17 protein-coding genes are annotated in these 18214 nt (G+C 62.1%); 9 read left to right on the plus strand and 8 right to left on the minus strand.

Annotated features, from left to right (window positions below; genetic code table 11):
• Positions 1-50: 50 nt before the first annotated feature.
• The 3 genes from ACMDCR_RS22005 to ACMDCR_RS22015 are packed head-to-tail and all read right to left on the minus strand — an operon-like array spanning position 51 to position 3157.
• Complete coding sequence (locus ACMDCR_RS22005; protein WP_413988671.1) at positions 51-914, minus strand: carbohydrate ABC transporter permease; 864 nt, start codon at positions 912-914, stop codon at positions 51-53.
• Positions 914-1804, minus strand: coding sequence for a carbohydrate ABC transporter permease (locus ACMDCR_RS22010; RefSeq protein ID WP_413988672.1), 891 nt, complete (start codon positions 1802-1804; stop codon positions 914-916). Before ACMDCR_RS22010 ends, ACMDCR_RS22005 begins: the two co-directional genes overlap by 1 nt.
• Before the next feature lie 33 nt (positions 1805-1837).
• On the minus strand, positions 1838-3157 hold the full coding sequence (locus ACMDCR_RS22015) for an ABC transporter substrate-binding protein (protein WP_413988673.1): 1320 nt from the start codon (positions 3155-3157) through the stop codon (positions 1838-1840).
• 278 nt (positions 3158-3435) lie between these two features.
• Between ACMDCR_RS22015 and dgoD the strand changes: the two genes are divergently transcribed.
• The 3 genes from dgoD (at position 3436) to ACMDCR_RS22030 (ending at position 6457) form a co-directional block, all read left to right on the plus strand.
• The gene (dgoD, locus tag ACMDCR_RS22020) at positions 3436-4608 is read left to right on the plus strand and encodes a galactonate dehydratase (RefSeq protein WP_413988674.1); all 1173 of its coding nucleotides are present in this window, start codon (positions 3436-3438) and stop codon (positions 4606-4608) included.
• Position 4609: 1 nt separating this feature from the next.
• Positions 4610-5386 carry an SDR family oxidoreductase gene (locus tag ACMDCR_RS22025; protein ID WP_413988675.1) on the plus strand — a complete coding sequence of 259 codons (777 nt, stop codon included), beginning with the start codon at positions 4610-4612 and terminating at the stop codon, positions 5384-5386.
• A gap of 72 nt (positions 5387-5458) precedes the next feature.
• Entirely contained in the window at positions 5459-6457 is a 999-nt protein-coding gene (locus ACMDCR_RS22030) for an arabinose ABC transporter substrate-binding protein (RefSeq protein WP_413988676.1), read from the plus strand.
• Between the two features lie 27 nt (positions 6458-6484).
• Here ACMDCR_RS22030 and ACMDCR_RS22035 read toward each other — a convergent pair whose 3' ends face one another.
• On the minus strand, positions 6485-7432 hold the full coding sequence (locus ACMDCR_RS22035; RefSeq protein WP_413987661.1) for an IS110 family transposase: 948 nt from the start codon (positions 7430-7432) through the stop codon (positions 6485-6487).
• A 301-nt stretch (positions 7433-7733) separates the two neighbouring features.
• Between ACMDCR_RS22035 and araG the strand changes: the two genes are divergently transcribed.
• The 5 genes from araG (at position 7734) to ACMDCR_RS22060 (ending at position 13121) form a co-directional block, all read left to right on the plus strand.
• The gene (gene araG / locus ACMDCR_RS22040) at positions 7734-9263 is read left to right on the plus strand and encodes an L-arabinose ABC transporter ATP-binding protein AraG (protein WP_413988677.1); all 1530 of its coding nucleotides are present in this window, start codon (positions 7734-7736) and stop codon (positions 9261-9263) included.
• Positions 9260-10228, plus strand: a complete 969-nt coding sequence (araH, locus tag ACMDCR_RS22045) for an L-arabinose ABC transporter permease AraH (RefSeq protein ID WP_413988678.1) — start codon at positions 9260-9262, stop codon at positions 10226-10228. Before araG ends, araH begins: the two co-directional genes overlap by 4 nt.
• A 130-nt stretch (positions 10229-10358) precedes the next feature.
• Positions 10359-11096 carry a FadR/GntR family transcriptional regulator gene (locus ACMDCR_RS22050; protein ID WP_413988679.1) on the plus strand — a complete coding sequence of 246 codons (738 nt, stop codon included), beginning with the start codon at positions 10359-10361 and terminating at the stop codon, positions 11094-11096.
• A 322-nt stretch (positions 11097-11418) separates the two neighbouring features.
• A complete protein-coding gene (locus tag ACMDCR_RS22055; RefSeq protein WP_413988680.1) occupies positions 11419-12171 on the plus strand; it encodes an SDR family NAD(P)-dependent oxidoreductase in 753 nt (250 codons plus the stop codon).
• A 110-nt stretch (positions 12172-12281) separates the two neighbouring features.
• The gene (locus tag ACMDCR_RS22060) at positions 12282-13121 is read left to right on the plus strand and encodes a potassium channel family protein (RefSeq protein ID WP_413988681.1); all 840 of its coding nucleotides are present in this window, start codon (positions 12282-12284) and stop codon (positions 13119-13121) included.
• 83 nt (positions 13122-13204) lie between these two features.
• On the opposite strand, the gene ACMDCR_RS22065 is transcribed toward ACMDCR_RS22060, so the two are convergent.
• Both ACMDCR_RS22065 and ACMDCR_RS22070 read right to left on the minus strand, forming a co-directional pair.
• Complete coding sequence (locus tag ACMDCR_RS22065; RefSeq protein ID WP_413988682.1) at positions 13205-14035, minus strand: DUF535 family protein; 831 nt, start codon at positions 14033-14035, stop codon at positions 13205-13207.
• Positions 14036-14223: 188 nt separating this feature from the next.
• On the minus strand, positions 14224-14835 hold the full coding sequence (locus ACMDCR_RS22070; RefSeq protein ID WP_413988683.1) for a TIGR02466 family protein: 612 nt from the start codon (positions 14833-14835) through the stop codon (positions 14224-14226).
• A gap of 132 nt (positions 14836-14967) precedes the next feature.
• Here ACMDCR_RS22070 and ACMDCR_RS22075 point away from each other — a divergent pair, with 132 nt between their 5' ends.
• Positions 14968-15765 (plus strand): hypothetical protein, encoded by a 798-nt coding sequence (locus tag ACMDCR_RS22075; protein WP_413988684.1) that lies wholly within the window; start codon positions 14968-14970, stop codon positions 15763-15765.
• A 475-nt stretch (positions 15766-16240) separates the two neighbouring features.
• On the opposite strand, the gene ACMDCR_RS22080 is transcribed toward ACMDCR_RS22075, so the two are convergent.
• Together ACMDCR_RS22080 and trxB are read right to left on the minus strand one after the other, a co-directional pair.
• On the minus strand, positions 16241-17131 hold the full coding sequence (locus ACMDCR_RS22080) for a LysR family transcriptional regulator (RefSeq protein ID WP_413988685.1): 891 nt from the start codon (positions 17129-17131) through the stop codon (positions 16241-16243).
• A gap of 114 nt (positions 17132-17245) precedes the next feature.
• Positions 17246-18208: a thioredoxin-disulfide reductase gene (gene trxB / locus ACMDCR_RS22085; RefSeq protein ID WP_413988686.1), complete on the minus strand. Its 963-nt coding sequence runs from the start codon at positions 18206-18208 to the stop codon at positions 17246-17248.
• Positions 18209-18214 lie beyond the last annotated feature (6 nt).

Consider the following 18214-nt stretch of genomic DNA (forward strand, 5'->3'; position numbering starts at 1 on the left):
AACCTAGTCTGCGCCCCGCGCGCTGGGAAGAGCCTGCTGCCCCGAGGTTCTCAGCCTTTCACGCCTGTCGCGGCAATACCTCGGACGAAGTGACGCTGCATCACCAGGAAGAACAGGGCGGTCGGCAGCGTGGCCACCACGGAGGAGGCCATCAGCACGCTCTGCTTCATCGACATGCCTGCCCCGCCGACCAGGGTCGCGAGGCCCACCGGAAGGGTGCGCGTCTCGTCGGAATTGGTGGCGATCAACGGCCAGAAGAAATTGTTCCAGCTGGCCACGAAGGTGAAGATGGCCACGGTCGCCAGGCCTGGTTTGGTCAGCGGCAGGAGGATGCGAAGGAAAAAGCCGAGCCGGCTGCAGCCGTCGAGCACGGCTGCCTCCTCCAACTCCTTCGGCACGGCCTGGAAGAATTGCGTCAGCAGGAAGACGCCGAAGGCGTTGGCGGAAGCGGGCACCGACAGGCTGAACCAGCTGTCGACCAGGCCGAAACTGTTGAGGCCGAGGAAGAGCGGAACAAACAGTAATTCATAGGGCAGCAGGAAGGTGGCGAAGATCACGCTCATGATCGCGCGCCGGCCCCTGAAGTCCATCCGCGCCAACGGATAGGCCGCGAGCGCATCGATGGCGAGTGTCAGCAGTGTGGTGATGGTGGCGACGACGGTGGAGTTGCGGAACCAATCCAGCATCGGGAAGCGCTGGAACACGGCGCCATAGGCCTCCAGCGTCGGTGCATCCGGCCACCATTTCGGCGGATAGGCGTAGATCTCGCTCTCCGGCTTGATCGAGGTGACGATCATCCACATCAGCGGCGCGCCCCAAAGCACGGCGACAACGACGAGCAGAATGTAGAGGCCGGCACGCCCCCCGAATTCGGCGGGCTTCCACGCTGCGCGACTGAAGGGATTGCCCTGCATCAGATCGCTCGCATCAATTTCATCTGAGCCAGCGAGAAGACCAGCGTGAGCAGAAGCAGGATGACACCCGCGGCCGCGGCAGGCCCCATCTCGAAATTCTGGAAGGCGGTCAGGTAGATATATTGCACGATGACGAAGGTGCTCGCCTCGGGCCCGCCCTGAGTCATCACATAGGCCTGGCCGAAGACGCGCCAGCCACTGATGATGGTGAGCGCGGTGACCAGTGCCATGGCCGGCCGCAGCAACGGCAAGGTGATGTGCCAGAAGCGCGCGAGGGCCCCTGCCCCGTCCACCTTGGCGGCGTCAAGGATCTCGTCAGGAATATCCTGCAGAGCGGCAAGGAAGATGATCATGTTGGTGTTCACGGTCCACCAGATCGTGGTGATCGCGAGCGCCGGCATCGACCAGTGGATGTCCTTGAGCCAGGCAATGGCATCGAGGCCGAGCTGGCTCAGATAATAGTTGATCAGCCCGGTACCCTTGTCGAACAGCCAGCTCCAGAGAATGCCCACCGTGGAAACCATCACGACATAGGGCAGGAACACAATGGTGCGCACCAGCGCGGTGCCCTTGAGCTTCTGGTCGAGCAGCACCGCGAGAAGAAGGCCGAGCACAACCATCGGTATCGCCGTCAGGACGACGAAGTAGAAAGTGTTGACGATGGCCTGGATGAACAGTGGATCAGCGAAGATCTGGCGGTAATTGTCGAGGCCGATCCACTCGGGCGTGCCGAGAATGTCCCAGTGCATGAAGCTGATCACCACGGCGGCGACCGTGGGGATCAGCATGAAGAGGGCGAAAATCACGAGATAGGGCGTGAGGAAGAGATAGGGCACGATGAGGGGCGCCCCGCCAACCGCGATCGTGCGCGGTCCGGCCAAGGGTTCCACCGCTGTATCCGCCGTCGATGCCATTCCAGCTCGTCAGCCCTTCTTTGAAAGCTGGGTGTCGAGACCTTCCTTCATGTCCTTGAGAGCCTGGTCCACGCTCTTGGAACCGCTCAGCGCAGCCTGCAGATTGGTGACCAGCGGCGTCGGCTTGTCGAAGGAGAACACCGAGAGATATTGCGGGATCAAAGGCTCGAAGACGACATAGGGCAGCTCTTCGATGAAGGCCTTGTAGTAGGAGTATTGCGCCGTAGCGGTGAAATCCTTGCTCTCGCGGGCCGCCTTGTTCTGCGGGATGATGCCGACCGTGGTGGCGGGCACGGCAAAATTGTCGAAGAACCACTTCATGAAGATGCCGTCGGGGCCGACATTGGCATCGCTGCGCTGCCTGGAGATGGACATGCAGTGAGCGTTGGCCCAGGCGGCCGGTTTCTGGCCGATCACCGGGAGCGGCGCCGTCATGAAGTTCATCTTCTGGGCGAGGCGCAGATTGACCTCCCAGGGGCCGATGAACTTCATCGCCACCTGCTTGGAGGCAAAGGCATCCTCGCCCTTGTTGCCGCCGACCTCCGGATTGGTGACGCCATACACCTTGATGAGGTCGACCAGGAACTGCATCGCCTTGCGCGAGGCTTCGCTGTCGACGGCCGCGAGCCCCTTGTCGTCCAGGAACGTGCCGCCGTACTGATAGATCAGGCTGAACCAGGTCCAGCGCGCCGTCGCCCAGGTGTTGGGCAGCTCGAAGCCGTAGCGGGTGACCTTGCCCGAGGCGTCCTTCACCGTGAGCTTCTTGGCCCATTCGAGGAATTCGTCGCCCGTCTTCGGCGGCTTCTCCGGATCGAGCCCGGCTTCCTTGACCATGTCGACATTGTAGTAGAGTGCCAGCGGGTGCACATCGAGTGGCACGGCATAGAGCTTGCCGTCATAGGTCACGGCCTGGCGGCCAGCATCAGGCACAGCCGTCAAATCGAGCTTGGTCGCGGCGATGACATCTTCGATCGGCCGCAGCATGCCCTTGGAGGCGAACTGCGGCAGTTCGGTGATGTGGAACAGCACCAGATCCGGCGCCTTGCCCGCAGCCGCCGAGACCACCCATTTGCTGAATAGCGTATCCCAGTCATAACCCGTGGGCTGGACCTGCGCACCCGCGCCGGCCTTGTTGAAGATATCGATGACACCGTTGAGCGCTGTGGTGTTGTCGGCTCCGGTCCAGCCGTGCCAGAGCGTGACCGAGGGACCGTCGGCACGGGCGAGGCCTGGAAATGCCGTCGCGAGCGCTGCTCCGCCGCCCAGGGCCATCAGTTCGCGGCGATTGAGGGCATCGAATCCGGGCAGGCGATCAAATACCTTGGACATATGGCTCTCCATCCCTTGTGCGGCAGCGGTTTTTTCGCGCCGTCTCGGCCTTGCCGATTGTTGCCGGCATGACAAGCCGGACTATGACTCGATTTAATAGTACGATAATTAAAACTGTCAATCATATGAATAGGCACTTATCGTTCGACCCAGATCGCGAAAGAATTTAACTGAGTGGCTTTCATTAAAGGTCGGTAGCCACTTGCCTAGCGGTACCGTTGTGATTTATGTGATCAATCATACGATAATTAAGAAGTCGACGCACCAGGGAAGCTGCATTGAAAATCACCGCCGTCCAGACCCGCGTGGTGAACGCGGAAATGCGCAACTGGGTCTTCGTCAAGATCGAGACGGACGAGCCGGGGCTCCATGGCTGGGGCGAAGCGACCCTTGAATGGAAGACGCATGCCGTCGTCGGCGCGATCCAGGACCTGACGCCGCTGATCATCGGCCGCGACCCGCGCGACATCGAGCAGGCCGTGCGTGCCATGAAGCGCCAGTCGTTCTGGCGGCTCGGCGCCATCGGCATGAGCGCGGTTTCCGGCATCGAGATCGCGCTGTGGGACATTCTGGGCAAGCACCTGGACGTGCCGGTGTGGCGCCTGCTCGGGGGCAAGGTACGCGACAAGGTGCGTGTCTACACCCATCTGGGCCTCGGCGACATGCGCGCCGTCTATGAATCCATGGACGAGGCGCCACTGGTCGAACGCGCCCGCGAGGTGGTGGAGAAAGGCTACAAGGCTTTCAAGGCGGTGTTCATCCCTTACACCCATTTCCACGCCTGCCTGCCCGAAATCCGCAAGCTCGAACGGCTGATGGGCGCGCTGCGATCGGCCGTGGGCGAGGAAATCGAAATCATGGTCGACTTCCACGGCCGCCCCGCCTCGGTCACCGCCGCCCTCGCCTATATCGAGGCGCTCGAACCCGGCCGGCCGATGTTCGTGGAGGAGCCGCTGCCGCCCGGCGAGACGCTTGGCCTTGTCGGCATCGCCGCCCGCACCAAGGTGCCGCTGGCGACCGGCGAGCGCCTGGTGGAGCGCAGCGAGTTCGACGAGCTGTTCCGCGCGCGGGCCGTGGATATCGTCCAGCCCGATATCTGCCACTGCGGGGGCCTCGGCGAGGCCAAGAAGATCGCCGCCATGGCCGAGACCGTCGGCATCGGCGTTGCCCCGCACAATCCGCTCGGGCCGATCGCCGGCGTCGCTGCCTTGCATTTCGCAGTGTCGACGCCCAACCACGTCATCCAGGAGGAAATGGTCGGTGCAGTGCCCTGGTATTTCGACGTGGTGCAAGGGCCGATCCGCCTTGTCGACGGTTTCTGGCAGGTGCCCGACAAGCCCGGCCTCGGCATCGTGGTGGACGAGGCCGAATGCGCGCGTCATCCCTACGCACCGGAAGTGATCCACACCCTCAACGCCGTCCTAGACGACGGCACCATCGTGGATTGGTGAGATGGCGGGCAGGCTCCAGGGCAAGGTTGCAATCATCACGGGCGCCGGCCAGGGCATCGGTGAAGCCACCGCCATTGCCTTCCATCGCGAAGGCGCGGCGGTGATGATCGCCGAGACCAATGAGAAGACCGGCCGCGCCGTGGCGGAGCGCCTGTCGCTGCTGGGCGGGCGCGCCGCCTTCTACAAGACCGATGTGACGAAGCCCGACGAGGTCATGGCCATGGTGGAGGCGGCCCAGGATCAACTCGGCCCGATCGACATCCTCGTCAACAATGCCGGCATCAACGTCTTCCACGAACCGCTCGAAACCTCGCAGGAGGAGTGGCAGCGCTGCTTTGCGGTCGATCTGGAAGGCGTGTGGACGGTGTCGAAAGCCGTGCTGCCGCATCTTATCGCCCGCAAGGGCGGCGCCATCGTCAATATCGCCTCCAGCCACTCTTTCTCGATCATCCCCAATTGCTTCCCCTACCCGGTCGCCAAGCACGGCTTGCTCGGCCTCACGAGGGCGCTCGGCATCCAGTATGCGGCCGAGAACATCAGGGTGAACGCCATCGCCCCGGGCTATGTCGAGACGCCGATCGCGGTCGACTACTGGAACACCTTCGAGGACCCGGCGGCCGAGCGGCAGCGCGCCTATGACCTGCATCCACCCAAGCGCATCGGCCGGCCGGAGGAAGTGGCGATGACCGCCCTGTTCCTGGCCTCCGACGAGGCACCCTTCATCAACGCCGCCTGCATCGTAATCGATGGCGGGCGGTCAGTGCTGTACCACGAATGACGAAATGCGGGCCGTAACGCCTCAAAACGCTTGATGCGCAGAGCGCGCACAAGGATCCAAGGAGGAAACACAATGAAAAGCTTGTTCAAGACTGCCGCGGTCATCGGCTTTGCCGTCGCCGCCCTGACCACGACGGCCCTCACGCCCGCCCGCGCCGATGACGTCAAGCTCGGCTTCGTGGTGAAGCAGCCGGAAGAACCCTGGTTCCAGGACGAGTGGAAATTCGCCGACCAGGCCGCCAAGGAAAAGGGCTTCACCGTGGTGAAGATCGGCGCCGAGGACGGCGAAAAGGCGCTCGCCGCCATCGACAATCTCGGCGCGCAGGGCGCCAAGGGACTGGTGATCTGCACGCCGGACGTCAAGCTCGGCCCGGCGCTCGTCGCGCGCGCCAAGGCCAACAACCTCAAGCTGATGACGGTGGACGACCAGCTCGTCGACGGTGAAGGCAAGCCCCTGTCGGACGTGCCTCATATGGGCATTTCCGCCTCCAAGATCGGCGAGCAGGTCGGCCAGGCCATCGTCGACGAGGCCAAGAAGCGCGGCTGGGACCTGAAGACGGTGGGCATGATCCACGTCTCCTATGACCAGTTGCCCACCGCCAAGGACCGCGTCGATGGCGCCACCAAGGTGCTGGAGGCGGCCGGCCTGCCCGCAGCCAACGTCTTTGACGCGCCCCAGGCCAAGACCGACACGGAATCGGCGCTCAACGCCTCCACCACCGTGCTCAATGCCCATCCCGACATCACCCATTGGGTGGCGGCCGGCCTGAACGACGAGGCCGCCCTCGGCGCGGCGCGCGCCTCGGAGGCCGTCAACATCACACCCGACTCCATGATCGCGGTGGGCATCGGCGGCGCCGACTCGGCCATCAACGAGTTCAAGAAATCCCAGCCCACGGGCTTCTTCGCCACGGTGATCATCTCGCCCAAGCGCCACGGCTACGAGACCTCGCTCAACCTCTATGACTGGGTGGTCAACGGCAAGGCCCCGCCGGCTTCGGTGCAGACCTCCGGCGTGCTGGCCAAGCGCGACGACTATCACGACGTGAGGAAGAGCCTGGGGATCGAGTGAGCCTTCCCTGGGAGTATCCGTATTCGGTCAAGCAGCTTTAGGCGTCCAAATCCGATTATCTCGCAAGAGGGCGTTAGCGAGGATGATGAGCTTGCGCATGATGGCGACGATGGCGATTTTTTTGGGTTTTCCGGCGGCGACCATGGCCTGGTATTTAGCGGCGAGGTCGGGGTTCCATCGGATAGCGGCGACCATGGGCATATAGAGGGCTCGTCGCAGAAGGGCTCTTCCCCCGCGAATGAAGCGCTTGCCATTTTTGCTGCCGCTGTCGCGTGGGACAGGGGCGAGGCCGGCCAGGCTTGCGGCTTGAGGGGGAGACAGGGTGCCCAGTTCAGGCATGTGGATGAGCATGGCGTGAGCTGTGATGGGTGCCACGGCGGGGATGGAGTCGAGGATTTCGGCTCTGCGCTTGAAGGCGGGATCCTTGTCGGCCCGCCTGGCGATCTCCTCGTCGATGGCGTTTATCTGCGCTTGGGTCAGAGCCAGTGTCTTGGCGAGTTGGCGCTTGATCAGGGGGAGTTCGGCGGTTTGCTGGCGGGTCTGGGTTGCCACTTTGATCTTCATCAGGGCGTCCCGCGCCGCGGCCAATTGCTTCATCTCCTCAAGGGCCTGGCTGACGATGAGGGTCGGCTCGGGCTGGACGGCCTGGCCATAGCGGGCCAGGGTCATGGCATCGATGCGATCGGTCTTGGCCAGCCTGCCAATACCTTCGGCAAAGCGTCGGGCCTGGCGCGGGTTGAGCTTGACGGCCGGCAGGCCGGCCTGGTTGAGCGCGCGTTCGAAGGCGCGATGATAGGCCCCCGTTGCTTCGAACACCACACGCTCGACAGTCCAGGAAGAAAGCCAGGCAAGCAGGGCGCGATGGCCCGCCTGGGTGTTGGCAAAGCGCTTGATGAGGCCTGCCGGGTGGACAGCCACATCCAAATGATCCTTGCCGATGTCGGTGCCGACATTGTGTGCTAGGCTGCTCGTCATCTTTTCCAAGTCCTCTGCTTGTCTCCGGAGCAATGCCGGTATCCGTTCAGGCCTCATGGAAAAGAGAGGGGTGGTCAGACTCCTAAGTCAGTCCTTCGATTATCGCAGGCACGACCCGTCCCCTCCCGCCTCCAGCTCGGCGGCCACCGAGCTGGAGGCATCCAAAAGCTAGGCTTGCACGATGGGATTGAAATAGACAATCGCAGGCATCTTGCCTGCTTCTTGAACCGCATTGTTTCCAAGAGCAGGCGAGACGCCTGCGGTCCCAGGAACGAGACGTCCGCTACCCGTGCAGGCCCCCATGACCCAGTCCCTCGCCTTTACCGATATCTCCAAGAGCTTTCCCGGCGTGAAGGCCTTGCAGAATGTCTCCTTCTCGGTGCCCGGCGGCAGCGTGCATGGGCTGCTGGGCGAGAACGGAGCCGGCAAGTCGACCTTGATCAAGATCCTCGGCGGCGACATCACGCCCGATACGGGCACGATCTTGCTCGAGGGGCAGCAACAGAACTACACCTCGGTGATGGGCGCCATGACGGCCGGCATCGCCGTGGTGCATCAGGAACTGCAGCTCGTGCCGGAGCTTTCGGTCGGCGAGAACCTCACCCTCGGCCGTTTCCCCAACAGGGGCGGCTTCGTCTCCTTCCGGGAACTGCATGCCCACGCCCGCAAGGCGCTGGAGGAAGTGGGCGGCGGCATCGACAGCCGCGCCAAGATCGCCAGCCTCTCCATCGGCCAGCGCCAGATGGTGGAGATCGCCAAGGCCATCATGTTCGAGGCCAAGGTCATCGCGCTGGACGAACCCACCTCCTCCCTCTCCTCGGCCGAGAGCGAGGTGCTGTTCGCGTTGGTCGACAAACTTCGTGCCCAGGGCAAGATCATTGTCTATGTCTCGCACCGGCTCGATGAGATCTTCCGCCTCTGCGATGGCTGCACCATCCTGCGCGACGGCAAATTTGCTTTCCATGCCGAGAGCATGGCCGGCGTCACGCGCGACGACATCGTCAGGGCCATGGTAGGCCGGGAGATAGCCGATATCTGGGGCTGGCGCGGACGCGAACAGGGGCACACGCGGCTGGCGGTCGACAGCGTCACCGGCCGGCGCCTTCCCCGGCCCGCAAGCTTCGACATCAAGGCGGGCGAGATCCTCGGGCTGTTCGGCCTGATCGGCGCCGGCCGCAGCGAGCTCTTCCGCCTCGTCTACGGTGCCGATCCGATCTGGAGCGGCAGCGTCAGCGTCGACGGCAAGCCCGCCCCGGCCCGAGCCCCCAAGCGCTCTATCACCATAGGCGCCATGTTCTGCCCGGAGGATCGCAAGGCCGACGGCATCGTCCAGGGACAGTCTGTGGCCGAGAACATCGTGATCTCCACCCGCCGCAATTTCTCGCCCTTCGGCCTGCTCTCGCGCGCCAAGGAGAAGGCGGTTGCCGAGGACTACGTGCAGAAATTGCGGGTAAGGACGCCGTCCATCCGCCAGAACATCGTCAACCTCTCGGGCGGCAACCAGCAAAAGACGATCCTGGCGCGCTGGCTCGCCGAGAACGAATTGAAGGTGCTGCTGGTCGACGAGCCCACCCGCGGCATCGATGTCGGCGCGAAGGCCGAGATCTACGCCATCCTCTACGACCTCGCCGCCCGAGGCGTCGCCATCGGCGTCGTCTCCTCTGACCTCCCGGAAGTGATGGGCGTCTGCGACCGCATCCTGGTGATGCGCCAGGGGAGCATTGTCGAGGAATTCCGGCGCGGCGCCTTCAATGAGCATCGCATCCTCGAAGCCGCCCTGCCGGCCTCCTCGGTTCGGCAAGACATTGTTTCACAAGAGGCCGCTTCATGAATCGCAACCTCATCACCGTGCTGCGCGAACTCGGCCTCGTCGTCCTCTTCGTCATCACCTTCCCCATCATCTGGATCCTGGTGCCGGCCTTCGGTTCCAGCCGCAACATGATCGGCCTGCTCAATCTCGTCAGCACGTCGGGTCTGGTGGCGGGCAGCATGATGCTGTGCCTGGCCTCTCGCGATTTCGACCTTTCCGTCGGTTCGAATGTCGCCTTCTGCGGGATGATGGTGGTGATCGGCACCAATCTCACGCACAGCATCCTGCTGGGCATCGTGATAGCCCTGATCTGCGGGAGCATCGTCGGCGTGCTCAACGGCGTGCTGATCGCCAAGCTCAAGATCAACGCCCTGATCGCCACGCTGGCGACCATGCAGATCATCCGCAGCTTCGCCTACATCTCCGGCAATGGCCGGGCGATCGGGGTCAGCGACGAAGGCTTCAATGTCATCGGGCTCACCAAATTCACCTTTCTGCCGTCGCCCTTCAATCAGGTGCCGCTGCCGATCTGGGTCACCCTGCTCAGCTTCATCGCGTTCGGCTTCATCCTCAACCGTACCGTTTTCGGCCGCAACGTGCTGGCGATCGGCGGCAACCCGGATGCCTCGCGCCTGGCCGGCGTCAATGTGGAATGGACCCGCATCGCCATCTTCACCATCCAGGGTCTGATGTGCGCCATAGCCGGCGTTCTCTCGGCCTCGCGCATCACTTCGGGCCAGCCCGGCAGCAGCATCGGCCTCGAACTGACGGTGATTTCGGCCTGCGTGCTGGGCGGCGTGTCGCTGGCCGGTGGCCGCGCCACGATCTCGGGGGTGATTGTGGGCGTGCTCATTCTCGGCATGGCCCAGAACGTGATGGATCTGCTTGGCATCCAGTCCTTCTACCAGATGTTCGTGCTCGGCATGATCCTGCTCACCGCCGTGCTGTTCGACAATATTCTGGCGGGCGTCTACCGGCGCCGCTAGAGCAAAATGCGTTCAGGCAGGAGTGGATTACGAAATTAACTTATTGGCACCAAAAGCGTTTTGCGATTCTTGGTGATTCGATCTGAAAGTAAAACGCTCTAAGCAAAGAGCCGTGACAAGGAAGCAATCCATGGCCAGCCACAGCGAGGCCCTTCTCCCCGTTCTCTCCAACGCTCTGGCCGAGGGCGGCAAGGTGCATGACAGCGTGGTGCGGACGCTGGGCGGCTGGGTGCTGGGCGGGCGCTACCGGCCAGGCGACACCCTGCCGCGCGAGGACGAACTCGCCACCTCCTTCGGCATCAGCCGCACCTCGGTGCGGGAGGCGATCAAGGTGCTCTCGGCCAAGGGCCTGCTCGAGACACGGCCGCGCATCGGCGTCAAGGTGCGCCAGCGCGAGGAATGGCGCATGCTGGACCCAGCCGTGCTGTCCTGGCATCCCGACCTCAGCCATGACCGCGAACTGGTGGCGAGCCTGATGGAAGCGCGCCGGATCATCGAGCCGGCCGCAGCGGAACTGGCGGCCCGCCGCGGCAGCGCAGCCGATCTCGCCGAGATCGAGGCCGCCTATCTGGGCATGGAATCTTCCATCCCCCACGATCTCGACGCCTGTTGCGAAGCGGATCTCGCCTTCCACCGCGGTGTGATCGCCGCCAGCCACAACATCGTACTGCGCAGCCTGATCGGCACGATCGAAACGGCCCTGAAGGCAACCTTCATGCTCACCACCAGCCTGATGGAAGACCAGGCCCGCACCCTCTCGGTGCACAAGGCGGTGCTCGACGCCATCCGCTTCCGCGACACCGCCGGTGCGCGCGGCGCCATGAACCGCCTGCTCGACCTCGCAGCAGAGGACCTGGTCCGCAGCTGAGCGCCCTGAGGGGCGGGTCTTCAAACCCGGCCTTCGTTCGCGCCCGCCTCTGCAGAACCTGACTCAAATAGTGTGACGAAGCCCAAAAAAGGCGACAGGAACGCCGTCAGTGCAAGCTCGCCAATCCTCTTGGATTGGCTGGCGAAGCAATCCAGGGGGCCAAAGGGCGGCGTTTGCTGCCCCTGGATTGCTTCGCTGCGCTCGCGAGGAGGATGCACGTCCAGCCTCCATGAGCGAACCCTCAGCCAACTTACGGCTTGCGGCAGCGCAGTGCTGACATAGGATACCACCCGACATCCGTGTAACTGGAGATCGTGTTGCCATGACTCCCTATGTCGGCCGCTTCAAGGGACGCTGTGTCGTGATCACAGGCGGGGCTTCGGGCCTCGGCCTTGCAAGCGCCCGGAGGATCGCCGTCGAGGGCGGCAGGGTGCTGATCTGGGACGTCGACGCCGGACGCATCGACAGCGCCAAGGCCCAGATCGGCGCGGGTACTTTCGGCATCGTCGTCGACGTCACCAACCCTGGTGCGGTCGAGACGGCGGCCAAGACCTCCGAGCAGCATCTCGGCCAGATCGACGCCCTGATCTGCTCGGCCGGCATTGCCGGGCGCAACGCGGCGGTGATCGACTACCCGATCGACGAGTGGAAGCGCATCTTCGACATCAATGTCCATGGGCTATTCTATGCCAACCGCTATGTCGCCGCCCTGATGAAGAAACGCGGCTACGGCCGCATCGTCAACCTGGCCTCCATCGCCGGCAAGGAGGGAAATCCGACCGCCTCGGCCTATTCGGCGTCCAAGGCGGCGGTGATCGGTTTTACAAAGGCGCTCGGCAAGGAACTGGCGAAGACCGGCGTCACCGCCAACGTCATTGCTCCCGCCACAGTGGAAACGCCCATTCTCAAGCAGGTGGCGCAGGCCCATATCGACTTCATGCTCTCCAAGATCCCGATGGGCCGCTTCGGCAAGGTGGACGAGATCGTGGCGATGATCACCTGGCTCGCCAGCGAAGAATGCTCCTTTGCCACCGGCGCAGTGTTCGATGCCTCAGGGGGACGCGCGACGTATTGACCTTGGAGCGCGGACGCCTTGTCCGTTCTTGGAAGCGGCCCTCCAAAGCAAAATCCGATTGCATGGAACCGAATTCCCGTAGATTCGACAACCGAGCGGGAGAATAAAACATGCCCACGGCTCTCAATCTTAAAAACACCCTGCAACAACCTTTTGGCATAGGTGTCATTTATATCTTAACTTTGCTGTCCTTTTCAATAGTTTATTATTACATGCCAGACGAGGATTTCTATCATTCCAGCATATTATACGAGCCTGCCACAGTCGAACACAAGAAAAGACTAGAGGAAATATTAAACAAAGATTTCAACATAGAGAGATATCCAAGCTCTCCCGGGAATATTTTCGTCGATAGCAGCCATGCTTATAACTTCAATTACGGCTTTGATGAAATACGTTTTTCAATTTACTACTACTATTATGAAGACGCCGACAGCGAGAGAGAGTGGGCAGCCATTCAAGATAAATGCGGAAAAAGCGAAAGAAACTCCACCTTTTACAAGCGCACGGTTGTACTGGACATACAGATGTCGGCATCCAGCGGACAGATCCCGCACACCGTTCATGCTATACCCCAAGGTGACATGTCAAGTTGTGATCGTGAGATTTTGTCGGATCGTTACAAGGATCTTGAAATCACAAAGCAAGGGTTTCAAGCGATGGTAGACATAACGCCAGAGGCAAACGACCTACTTATCGCCGTCTCGGAGGAGCAGCTCGGGCACGCGCCACATCAATTTTGGTACGATCGTGCAACACGAATGGTATACTTCAGTATATCCGCGATTACTACGACGGGCTTTGGCGATATTCTGCCGATGACCGCAACTGCTCGCCTTATCACGGCAGTCGAGAGCTTGCTCGGCATTTTTCTCGCGGGTGCGTTCGTCAACGCCGTAAGCAATATTAAAGCAAAAAGCGTTCAGACGGGAGTGGAGCCCACTACCTAACTCGTCGGTATTTCCGATTCCTGGTGAGTCGATCGGAAGTTAATGCGCTCTGGGCGAGCCGAACCGAATGGGCTGAAACAGCGCTATTCGGAGCGAAGCCACCCTGCGACGGCGCTGTCCACGGTCGTGACGATCTGGCGCTTGAGTTCGTCGCGCCCCTTTCCGCCTTCGATCTCCTCGATCCGGGCGGGCATGCGGAAGCCATAGGGCTGCGCCGGCGTGGCGCCACGCTCGACCCAGTAATCGTCATAATCGCTGAATTTGCGCTGGCGATTGTCGGCCGTGATCACATGTGTGGCATTGGAGACAGCCTGCACTTCCTGAATGCCGATATCGTAGGCAAAGGCCCGCACGGCAAGCAGCACGGCATCCTTCGGCCGAAGCCCATGCATTTTCCGCGTTGCCGCGATGATCGAGGTCTTGGCGCCCGGACTGCCCTGTACGCCACCGATGACGAGCAGCGGCTCTCCTTTCACCATGCTAAGGAACACGCTCTTCTTGGCGAGGTAGGCGCCCGTATCGATGTTCTGGAAGAAGAAGACCAGCTCGCCCTCGCGCGGCATGGTCAGTCGGCCCGAATTGCACAGGCCGATGCGGAAATGCACGCCCTTCGATTCCAGGACGGCAAGGTCGATGAACGAGTTGGTATAGATGCGGGAGAGAAAATCCGGTCGGAAAATCTGCTCCATCATCGCATGGTGGCAGCACATCAGGCCGACGCGCCGGCCCGGCGACAGGCCACGAATGCCGAAATTGCGCAGGGGGCGCGAAAGAACCGCGGTGTTGGGCGCCGCGTGGGCGTACCGCTCATAGAGCTTGCCGATAAAAGCGCTCCAGCGTACCGAAGCCGCAGGCGCCAGCAGCGAGCGCAGAAGCCAGATGCGCTCGGCCTGACTGAAGCGTCGCGAGGTCATCAACCTTACGGAATCCCTTACCGCGCCGAGGGAAAACGGAGGCTCGAGAAGGTGTTCAGGAGAAAGTTGCAGCACCGACTTATTCATCTGCGGAGAATACAAACAGAGATCGTCAGGCTCAATATATCAGGAAACTTGTAACAGAATTATATATGCATCCGGAGATTGAAAAAAATCGGCGGCAGATTCTACAACCTGTAGTTGAAGCTGATGCTTATACGCTCCTCGCGCCCTTGATTGATAGGCACCTCGTGGCGCAGCCAGCTCTCCCATAGCAGCACCGTGCCGGCCTGAGGCGCCTCATAGACAAACGACCGCTGCTCCTGCGCGGCCTTGCCCTTGCGCGGTGGCGCCGCCATCATCAGGCCGAGACGCGGATCCTCCAGCTTGAGGGCGCTGGAGCCCTTGGGTGTGGCCACGTAATAGGTGCCCGAGATCACCGAGCGTGGATGGATGTGCGAGGTATGCACGCCGCCCTCCGGCAGCACATTCACCCAGATATCGTCGAGCTTGAGCTTCTCGCGGCCGAGATCGAATTCGAGTTCCCTCGCGAAAGCAGCCACGTGGGCATCGAGCGCCTTCACCAGCTTCTTGATCGCCGGAAAGCGCCAGGGCAGGTCGTTGAGCGAGGCGTAGGAGGTGTAGCCGGGATAGCCATGCTTGCGGCACCAAACCTGCCCGGCCTCGTCATCCTCGGCGAGAGAGCGGCAGGTGGCGTCGAGCTCCGCAAGCGGGGCCTGGGCCTCGTCGAGCTCGGCGCGGTAGAGCTTGGTCACGAAAAGGGTCTTGATGTCAGCCATGGCGTGGGAGTGGCAGGGTGAGGCCGGCGCTGTCAATAGCATTGCCCCGACGAGCACATTCAACCCGTGCTGCTTTCCCTCGAGGATGGTTTTGCGCCATAGCTGGGTCGAGACCCTACAGGAGAGCCCGCCATGTGGCCCTTTCGCCGCAAGCCCCTTCTGGATGCCGAGACGGCGCGCTGGCATCTCGACAATTTCGCGTGGCTGCTCCGCAACCACGGCGAGCACTCGCATTTCGCCGAGGCCCGGCTCGTGCTGCCCTCGCAGGACTTCTTCGCCGCCGACGGCCTGGAAGGCCATGCCCTCGCTCTCAAATTGTTCGAGCAGGTAAAGGCCTATTGCGGCCTCGGCCACATCGCGATCGCGCTGGTGCAGACAGACAGTCCGCCTGCGCAGACCGGCGGGCCGATGATCCATCATGGCCCGCAGGCCGCGGTGGCCCATGGCGGGGACCGCCCCGCGACGCCTCAAATCACCTACGCCGCCAAGCTCCTCGCTAACCCGCAATCCTTCATCGCCAGCATGGCGCATGAACTGGGGCAACATCTGCTGGCGATGGGCACAACGGACGCACCGCCGCTCGGCCTGCAGGCAGAGGAGCATCTTACCGACCTCACCGCCGTCTATTTCGGCTTCGGCGTCTTCCTCGCCAACAGCGCCTTCAACATGCAGGCCCATGCCGACGGCTGGAGCTATTCGCGCCAAGGCTATCTGTCCGAGCAGGATCTCGTCTTTGCGCTTGCGATCTTTCTGGTGGTGAAGCGGCTCGATCCCGCGCCGGCGCTCCGTTATCTGAAGGCCGACCTCGGCGCCATGTTGAGAAAAGCCCTGCGCGATCTGCAATCCTACAAGTCCGACGTCGCCGCCATGCGTCTTGCCGGCGCCGGTCTGTCCAAGAAACCGGGCCCACGTACAATCGTTGTCACGTAGTTGTCATGTAGAATAGCGGGAGGCAGACAGGCCGCAGATTATCGCTATCCGGAATTGTGAACAAAAAAAGACGGCCGGGACGAACCCGGCCGTAGCTTGGACAAAGTCCAAAAGTCACCATCCAGAGGGGAACGTCAGAAGCTCAAGGTCGCCACCGGGAGGATGATGGCCCGAACGTCTGACAACTGAGAGGATATATTTGCCGGCTCCTCCCCGCAACGCATTCTTTCACATGCCCGCCCTGCGTGCCGCGCATAGATGCAATTGCCGCGAAAAAGCGCAGCCTTGCCGCTCAAAAAACAAGCATGCCGCCAAACCGTTTTGCGATTTGACGGCATCGGCAAGAATCGCAAAGACGCGTCGAAACAAAGAGTTAGAGTAGAGCAACGTTTATGCTTGAACGCGCCTTGCGCTGACGCGGGCAGCGAGATGCGCCATGCCGGCGCTTGCCGAACGGTGAAGCGATTTATCCGGTTCAGAAGGCCCAGCGCTGGGCCTTGCTGACGAGAAAGTCCCTGAAAACCTGGATCCGAGCGAGGTTCTTCATTTCCTCTGGGTAAACGAAATAGGTCTCGAGCTGCGGCATTTCCGCATCGGTCAGGATCTGGACGAGCGTCGAATCACGTCCCACCAGGTAGTCCGGCAGCACGGCGAGGCCGACGCCCTTCTCCACCGCCGTCTTCACGCCGCCGAGATTGTTGATCTCGAATACCGGTTCGCGTGGGTCCTTGGGATCTCGCCCGGCCGTATTCAGCCAGTTGATTTCCTGGATGAAGCTGCCCGCGGTACCGCCGAAGGTGATGATGCGGTGGCGGTCGATCTCCTCGATCGAGCGTGGCTGGCCGAAGCGCTTGATGTATTCGGGTGCCGCGTAGATGTGGAAATGCACGGTGAACAGGCGGCGCTGAATCAGATCGCCCTGCTCGGGCTGGCGCAGGCGCAGCGCCACGTCCGCCTCGCGCATGCCGAGGTCGAGTTCCTGCTCGGTGAGCAGCATCTTCAGGCGGATATCGGGATAAAGGTCGAGGAACTCGCCGATGCGCGGCGTCAGCCAATAGGTGCCGAGGCCCACAGTGGTGGTCATCCGCAGTTCACCATTCGGCCGCTCGCGGCTGTCGGTCAGGGCTCCCATGGCCGATTCGAGCTTCAGCATCACGTCCTGCGTGGTGCGGAACAGCATCTCGCCCTGCTCTGTGAGGATAAGGCCACGCGCATGCCGGTGGAACAGGGGCGTACGCAGGTCTCCTTCGAGCGCCGAGACCTGGCGGCTCACGGCCGACTGCGACAGCCCGAGGACGTCGCCGGCATGCGTGAAGCTGCCCGCTTCCGCAGCCGCGTGAAAGACCTTGAGCTTATCCCAATCCATGAAGCCCCCAGTTCAAGCCGCTCCCTCGCCCCGGTTCTTACACCGGTTTGCGGAGAGTATATGATCATTGCAGAGAAGTTTGAAATGGGTGGCGAATTTACGGCGGAAAACGATTTATTCCGCCGCTTCCCTGTGGACTTCTTGGGACGCCAGCCATTTCTCAGCTTCCAGGGCCGCCATGCACCCCATGCCTGCTGCCGTAACGGCCTGGCGATAGACATCGTCGGCTACGTCACCGGCAGCGTAGACGCCGGGCACATTGGTAGCTGTCGTCCCGGGAACAGTCTGGATATAGCCGCCATTCTTGAAGGCGAGCTGGCCAGCGAACAGTTCCGACGCCGGCTTGTGGCCGATGGCAATGAAGACGCCGTCCGTATCGTGGCGGCTCACGACGCCGGTTTCGACATCGCGCAGGCTGACATGGGTGACGCCCAGCGGCACATCGTTGCCACCGATCTCGTCAAGCACCGAGTTCCAGACCACTTCGATCTTCGGATGCTTGAACAGACGGTCCTGCAGGATCTTCTCGGCCCGGAAATGATCGCGGCGATGCACGACCGTAACCTTGGCGGCGATGTTGGCCAGATAGAGCGCCTCTTCCACGGCCGTGTTGCCGCCGCCGACCACGGTGACGTTGCGGTTGCGGAAAAAGAAGCCGTCGCAGGTGGCGCAGGCCGAGACGCCGAAGCCGCGGAACTTTTCCTCGGACGGCATATCCAGCCACTTGGCCTGGGCACCGGTGGCAATGACAAGCGCATCGGCGAGGTAGACGTCGCCGAGATCGCCCTCCAGGCGGAAGGGCCGCTGCGACAGGTCGACCTTGGAAATATGGTCGGAGACGATGCCGGCGCCCATATGCTCGGCCTGCTTGCGCATCTCCTCCATCAGCCAGGGGCCCTGGATCACCTCGGCGAAGCCGGGATAGTTCTCGACATCGGTGGTGATGGTGAGCTGGCCGCCAGGCTGGATGCCCGAGATCAGCAGAGGCGAGAGATTGGCGCGCGCAGCATAGATCGCCGCCGTATAGCCCGCCGGGCCCGAGCCGAGGATGATGAGCTTGGAGTGACGGGTCGTCATATCGGT

The organism is Labrys okinawensis (assembly GCF_047345005.1).
Classification (GTDB): domain Bacteria; phylum Pseudomonadota; class Alphaproteobacteria; order Rhizobiales; family Labraceae; genus Labrys; species Labrys okinawensis.